Genomic DNA, 6,363 nt, shown 5'->3' with positions numbered 1-6,363 from the left:
TCGCCTTCTTGAGGTAGAACCGACCTTCACCGACGAGGAGTTCCGAGTGCCGCTCAAGTTCGGGACCGGCGTCATCCGCACCATCACCGGAATGACCGTGCGGGCGAAGGTTGAGACAAGGTCGGGCGCCGTGGCCGAGGGGTATGGCAACATCCTGCTGAGCGACATCTGGGCCTTCCCCAGTGCCGCATTATCCCACGAAGTGCGGGATGAGGCAATGCGCCGGCTGGGCGAGAGGATCTGCGCCCACCTGCAGGAGCATACCCATTTCGGTCACCCGGTAGACTTGTACATGGAGATCAAGCCGGACCTGCCGGCTCTCGCGGCGGAGGTCGAGGCCGAACTGGGGCTTGCGGAGCCGACGCCGCTGCTGACGGCCCTGGTGTGCTCCTCGCCGGCGGATGCTGCGCTCCACGACGCCTTCGGAGTCGCGAACGGGATCTGCACCTATGACGGCTACGGTCCTGAGTACATGGAGTATGACCTGTCCCGCTGGTGCGGCCCGCAGTTCAAGGGCAAGTACATCAGCCAGTACCTGCATTCCGCGTACAAGCCCTCACTGCCGATCTTCCACCTGGTCGGCGGGATGGACAAGCTGGTGATGTCGGAGGTGGACGACAGAGACCCTCAGGACGGCCTGCCGGTGAGCCTGGACCAGTGGATCGAGCGCGACGGCCTCCGCTGCTTCAAGGTGAAGCTGCAAGGCAAGGACATCGACTGGGATGTGGAGCGAACGCGTGAGGTCGCCGCGGTCATTGAGAGCACCCATGAGCGGCTCGGGATGTCGCGGGACTTCTACCTGTCCACCGATTCGAACGAGATGAACGAGAGTCCGGAGACCGTGGTGGAGTACCTGCAGAAGCTGCGGGAGGTGTCACCAAGGGCTTACGAGCGCCTGCTGTACCTGGAGCAACCGACGGAGCGCGACCTGCAGGTGCATCGTTTCGACATGAGCGCAGTAGCGGCGCTGAAGCCCGTGGTGGTGGATGAGGGCGTGACGGATCTGGAAAAGCTGCGCCTGGCGCGGGAGTTGGGATGGTCGGGAGTTGGACTCAAGACTTGCAAAGGGCAGTCAGCATCATTATTATACCAAGTTACAGCCCGCGAGGCAGGGATGGTGGTGACCGTGCAGGACCTCACGAATCCTGGTAGGTCGCTCATCCACTCAGTGGGGTTGGCAGCGCGAATCGACACCCTCATGGGGGTGGAGTACAACTCCCGTCAGTATCTGCCCCTGGCCGAACCGGACCTGAGGGCAGCGCACGATAGCCTGTTCAGCGTGCGTGCCGGCGCAGTGAGTACGGACTCCATCGGGCCGCTGGGACTGGGGTATTAGCCGCCCTGGTCCTGGAGGCGAGGTCTTGTTGTGTGCTTCGGGGACCGGCGCCTGGGGGTTCCGGCGGTTGCGGAGGCACAAGGGGTGTTCGACGGCGCTGGGGATAACCACGAAGGGAGTGCTGCCTGATGCCAGACCGCGAGGGACCTAAGCACGGCCTGCAACATCACGGTATTCGCAACGTCGGACGCGTATACTGGACCATGACCACACCGGAGTTGTACGAACAGGTGATTCGGCGCCGGGAGGGGCACATCGTTCACATGGGCCCTATCGCGGTGCGCACCGGCCACACCACCGGCCGCTCGCCTAACGACAAGTTCATCGTTGACGAGGACAGCAGCCGGGACAAGATCAACTGGGACGGGAACGTCAACCGCGCCCTGTCGCAGGAGAGCTACAACAAGCTCCATGACCTGATGCTCACCTACATCCAGGGCAAGGACCTGTTCGTCCAGGACTGCTATGTGGGCGCCGACCCGAAGTACCGCCTGCCGATCCGGATCATCACGGAGGATGCGTGGCAGAGCCTCTTCGCCCGGAACCTCTTCATCCAGATCAAGGACGCGGACGAGCTGTACGAGCACGTGCCCGAGTTCCGCGTGATCTGCCTGCCCGGTATGCACGCGCAGCCGCCGGAGAAGTACGGCGTCAACTCGGAGACCTTCATCGTCGTGAACTTCGGCGAGAAGACCATCCTCATCGGCGGCACGCGCTATGCCGGCGAGATCAAGAAGTCGATCTTCACCATATTGAACTACCTGCTTCCGCAGAGCGAAGTGCTGTCGATGCACTGCTCGGCGAATGTTGGGTACAAGGGTGACGTCGCTTTGTTCTTCGGTCTCTCCGGCACCGGCAAGACGACGCTGTCGGCCGATCCGGACCGTGCGCTGGTAGGCGACGACGAGCATGGCTGGAGCGAAAGCGGCATCTTCAACTTTGAAGGCGGCTGCTACGCGAAGGTCATCCGGCTCTCGCGCGAGGCTGAGCCTGCGATCTACGAGTGCACCCGCAAGTTTGGGACGATCCTTGAGAACGTGATGGTGGACTACGCCACGCGCCGACTGGACCTCAATGATGAGTCGCTGACCGAGAACACGCGGGCGGCCTACCCCATCAGCCACCTGTCCAACATCGTCCGCGAGGGTGTTGTGGGCCATCCGACCAACATCGTCTTCCTCACCTGCGACGCTTTTGGGATCATGCCTCCGGTGTCGCGGTTGAACCCCGATCAGGCCATGTACCATTTCCTGTCGGGCTACACCGCCAAACTCGCAGGCACCGAACGCGGCGTCGACGAACCCCAGGCCACCTTCAGCGCCTGCTTCGGAGCGCCCTTCATGGCACTGCACCCGGGTGTGTACGCCAAGATGCTGGGCGACCGGATCGCCAAGCACGGCACCAAGTGCTGGCTGATCAATACCGGCTGGACCGGCGGTTCCTATGGCACCGGCCACCGCATCGACATCGGCGCGACCCGTGCGATAGTCCGTGGGGTGCTTAGCGGCAGCCTCAACAACGCACCGATGCGCGAGGAGCCCTTCTTCGGGCTAGATGTTCCGACAGTGTGCCCCGAGGTCGATTCCTATCTTCTCGACCCGCGGAATACCTGGCAGGACAAGGATGGATACGACGCCAAGGCCAAGGACCTCTGCCAGCGGTTCATCAAGAACTTCGCGAAGTTCGAGGGCAACGTCTCGGAGGATGTGAAGAAGGCCGGTCCGCGCTGTTAGGGCCGAGGTGGGTCGAGGGGTACTGAGCAGAGAGATGACGGAAGAGGGCGCCGGGAGACTGGCGCCCTCTCTTTGTGCCCGAGCCTGCAAACATAGAAAAGGCGCGGCCCCTGGAGAGGACCGCGCCCGCTATGGCTAGGAGAACCGAGAAGGTGTCGTAAGTGACGCCCTCTGGGATCGGACTACCAGTGCAGGAAACCGCCGACGCGGAAGAAGGTCTCGCCGCCGTTGGTGCCGCCAGTGACTTCCATGGTCTTGCAGGGCTGCCAGGTCAGCATGTAGGCGGGGTTGCTCTGATAGTTGAGGATCGCGCCGCCGAAGTTCGGGTAGACCTTGAACTGCACGCCGCCGAACAGCTCGTCGCCGTGCCAGTTGTTGCCCCAGCCGAGGTGCAGGCGGATCATCGGGGTCTTGAAGGACGGGACCGCCGGGGCGGCCAGGTTGTAGCTGCTGACTGCGAAGAAGGACGGGTCGTCGTTGTCGGAGGGGCCGCCGAACTTGGTGCCCCCGAGCCAGTCAGCGCCGGTCACGTTGGTGCAGCCGACGATGAAGGACGGGGTCTTCGGGGTCTCTTTGAGAAGGGTCACGTATGCGTTGACTTCGGTTACGCTCTCGGCGTCGCGAACGTCGGCGTAGAGGACGTCGAGTTCGACGCGGTCCATAACGCCGAAGAAGGCCTCACCAACGAGGATGTCGCCGCTGGTGCCGGACGGGGGCTGCTTCCACCAGATGGCGTTGAGCTCGATGTCCTTGGGTGCTACGGTGTTCCCGGTCGGCATCGCGATGATGTCGCCGGCGAAGACGGGTGCTGTGAGGGCGAGAGCGAGGATGGCAACGAAGACGGCGCGTCGGGTCATGTTTTCTTCCTCCCTACGGTGTGGGTCACTTGCGCAAGAGACCCCTGCTGCGTCCTTTAGACCGACGTGGGCAGGATTCGTCGCACACGATTTTCAGGAATTCTGATCGGCCAGTCCGAACACGGCTCCAGAAGGGGTTCTGCCCTGCGGCGCCGAACAGCTTTGTTCTCAATCTACCAGACGGAAAAGGTGTCACGGATGTCCGGAATGATCAACTGCCTGTTCCTCGCCCTTGGCCTGCCGCTCTCGCTGTTCTTGCTGGGCTACGGCCTGTACCTGACCTTCACCGGCAAGGCCGACTATGGGGTCTTCCTTCTCGTCATCGCTGTGCTGCTGCTCGCAGCGGTGGGTTCCGGCTACCTGCAGGACCGTGGACGCAAGAGCACGAGTGGCAGTGAAGGCAAGCGCTCGGGCAAGAAGAAGAGATAGACGAGACCGCACCACACACCGTCCCGACGGAGGATGAGCTATGCAACGCCTCGCGGAAGCTGCGATGTGGTTGGGAGCCCTGCTGGTGACCATCGCCCCGGCGACAGCCCAGGAGACTGTGGCGGCCGGCCACAGCAGTCTCGTATACCCCGGTCCGGAGGGCAAGCTCGTCTATGTGCCCGACGAGCAGGGGAACACGATCCCGGACTTCTCCAACTGCGGCTACAAGGGCGGCGGAGTGAGGCTCCCGGAGGTGCCCGTCAAGGTGATCCTGGAGCCAGCCCAAGGTGATGCGGGAGCCAGAATCCAGGCGGCGCTGGACCAGGTCGCGGCTCTGCCCCTCGACGAGAACGGGATCCGGGGAGCTGTGCTGCTCAAGCGCGGCACGTACCGGATTGGCGGCGTGCTCAGGCTGGGCGCCAGTGGTGTTGCGCTCCGCGGTGAGGGCCAGGGCGAAGACGGGACGGTGCTGCTCTGCACCGGGAAGGGTCAGCGCACCCTCCTGCAAGTCCGGGGCACAGGATCGCCGAAGGAGCTGGCCGGTACGCGACGTCAGGTCACCGACAGCTATGTGCCGGTCGGCGCCAGGAGCTTCCACGTGGACAGTGTCGAGGGCTTCAAGGTCGGCGACCGGGTGATTGTGCGGCGTCCGAGCACGGCGGAGTGGATCCATTTCATCGGCATGGACCGCATCCCCGTTCCGAAGGGACGGACGGATGTGGTGCAGTGGACCGCAGGCTCCAAGGACCTGCCCTTCCTGCGTGTGATCACGGCCCTTGAGGGGAACCGGGTGAGCGTGGATGCGCCGCTGGTCAACGCCCTCCAGGCCGAGTACGGCGGCGGCCTGCTGTACAGGTATGAGTTTGGCGGCCGGGTCTCGCAGGTGGGGATCGAGAACCTGCGCGGCGACTCGGAGTCTGCCAAGCCTGATGACGAAGACCACGGCTGGAATCTGGTCAGCCTGGATAGCTGTGAGGACTGCTGGGTGCGCGACGTGACCTCGGTGCACTTCGGCTATAGCTGCGTAAACGTGGGGCGCTGGGGGACCCGGTCGACGATCCGGGACTGCACGTGCCTCGACCCGGTCTCCCAGATCACCGGCGGGCGACGCTACTCCTTCGCTTTGGCCGGGCAGCTCAACCTGGTGCTGCGCTGCGTGGCTCGCGACGGACGTCATGACTTCGTGATGCATGCGGTCGTGCCGGGGCCCAATGCCTTCGTCGATTGCTCGGCGACACGGGCCCATGCAGACACCGGACCGCATCACCGCTGGTCAACGGGCACGCTGTACGACAACGTGAGCGTCGAGGGCAATGCGATCAATGTGCAAAACCGGGGCGCCTCCGGTACTGGCCATGGCTGGGCCGGTGCACAGATGGTGTTCTGGAACTGCACCGCCAAGTCGATGGACGTGCAGAGGCCGCCGACGGCGCAGAACTGGGCCATCGGATGCAAGGCCGGTACGCACAAGGGAAGCGGCTTCTGGGAGAGCTTCGGTACTCCCGTGGAGCCCCGGAGCCTGTACCTGAAGCAGTTGGAGGAGCGGCTCGGGCCACAGGCTGTGGCTAACCTCGCCCGGTAGGAGGAGTCGCGATGAGGACAGTGCGCAGGGCTGTGCGTGTGCTGGTAGTGGGTCTGGTAGCGTCCCTGGGGTCACTGGCGATGGCTGCAACGGTGCGCGTCTCGACGCAGGCGGAACTGGACGCTGCGATTCACGGCGCCAGGCCCGGCGACACCATCGTCATGTCCGCCGGCGACTGGAAGGACACGGCGATCCTGTTCGAGGCCGAGGGTGAGCCGGATCGGCCGATCACGCTGCGGGCCGAGACACCGGGCAAGACGGTCCTGTGTGGCCGCTCGTAGCTGAGGATCGCCGGTGGCTATCTGCAGGTCGAGGGGTTGATGCTCACGCGTGGCGGCCTGCCCGGGGAAGACCCGATCGCCTTCCGCAAGGACCCCTCCAAGCTCTCTCATCACTGCCGCCTGACAGAGTGCGCGGTCGTGGACT

6 protein-coding genes are annotated in these 6,363 nt (G+C 64.0%); 5 read left to right on the top strand and 1 reads right to left on the bottom strand.

What is annotated here, in order from left to right:
• Together ABFE16_00665 and pckA are read left to right on the top strand one after the other, a co-directional pair.
• A partial coding sequence (locus ABFE16_00665) for a hypothetical protein (GenBank protein MEN6343784.1) occupies positions 1–1,336 on the top strand: 1,336 nt, incomplete at its 5' end.
• Between the two features lie 128 nt (positions 1,337–1,464).
• Entirely contained in the window at positions 1,465–3,069 is a 1,605-nt protein-coding gene (gene pckA, locus ABFE16_00660) for a phosphoenolpyruvate carboxykinase (ATP) (GenBank protein MEN6343783.1), read from the top strand.
• Between the two features lie 182 nt (positions 3,070–3,251).
• Here pckA and ABFE16_00655 read toward each other — a convergent pair whose 3' ends face one another.
• Positions 3,252–3,926 carry a hypothetical protein gene (locus ABFE16_00655; protein ID MEN6343782.1) on the bottom strand — a complete coding sequence of 225 codons (675 nt, stop codon included), beginning with the start codon at positions 3,924–3,926 and terminating at the stop codon, positions 3,252–3,254.
• 198 nt (positions 3,927–4,124) lie between these two features.
• Between ABFE16_00655 and ABFE16_00650 the strand changes: the two genes are divergently transcribed.
• Genes ABFE16_00650 through ABFE16_00640 form a run of 3 tightly spaced genes read left to right on the top strand, consistent with a single transcriptional unit; the run spans position 4,125 to position 6,218 of the window.
• Entirely contained in the window at positions 4,125–4,355 is a 231-nt protein-coding gene (locus ABFE16_00650; protein MEN6343781.1) for a hypothetical protein, read from the top strand.
• Positions 4,356–4,395: 40 nt separating this feature from the next.
• Positions 4,396–5,937, top strand: a complete 1,542-nt coding sequence (locus tag ABFE16_00645) for a hypothetical protein (GenBank protein MEN6343780.1) — start codon at positions 4,396–4,398, stop codon at positions 5,935–5,937.
• Between the two features lie 11 nt (positions 5,938–5,948).
• Entirely contained in the window at positions 5,949–6,218 is a 270-nt protein-coding gene (locus tag ABFE16_00640; protein MEN6343779.1) for a chondroitinase-B domain-containing protein, read from the top strand.
• Positions 6,219–6,363 lie beyond the last annotated feature (145 nt).

The sequence above is a fragment of the Armatimonadia bacterium genome, assembly GCA_039679385.1.
In the GTDB taxonomy this organism is placed as follows: domain Bacteria; phylum Armatimonadota; class Zipacnadia; order Zipacnadales; family JABUFB01; genus JAJFTQ01.
This window is presented reverse-complemented; position numbering and strand designations above follow the sequence as displayed.

Bases quoted from the DNA above. Each gene is read 5' to 3' on its own strand.
- ABFE16_00645 (MEN6343780.1), top strand. From the start codon at position 4,396: ATGCAACGCCTCGCGGAAGCTGCGATGTGGTTGGGAGCCCTGCTGGTG.
- ABFE16_00650 (MEN6343781.1), top strand. From the start codon at position 4,125: ATGTCCGGAATGATCAACTGCCTGTTCCTCGCCCTTGGCCTGCCGCTC.
- pckA (MEN6343783.1), top strand. From the start codon at position 1,465: ATGCCAGACCGCGAGGGACCTAAGCACGGCCTGCAACATCACGGTATT.
- ABFE16_00640 (MEN6343779.1), top strand. From the start codon at position 5,949: ATGAGGACAGTGCGCAGGGCTGTGCGTGTGCTGGTAGTGGGTCTGGTA.
- ABFE16_00655 (MEN6343782.1), bottom strand. From the start codon at position 3,926: ATGACCCGACGCGCCGTCTTCGTTGCCATCCTCGCTCTCGCCCTCACA.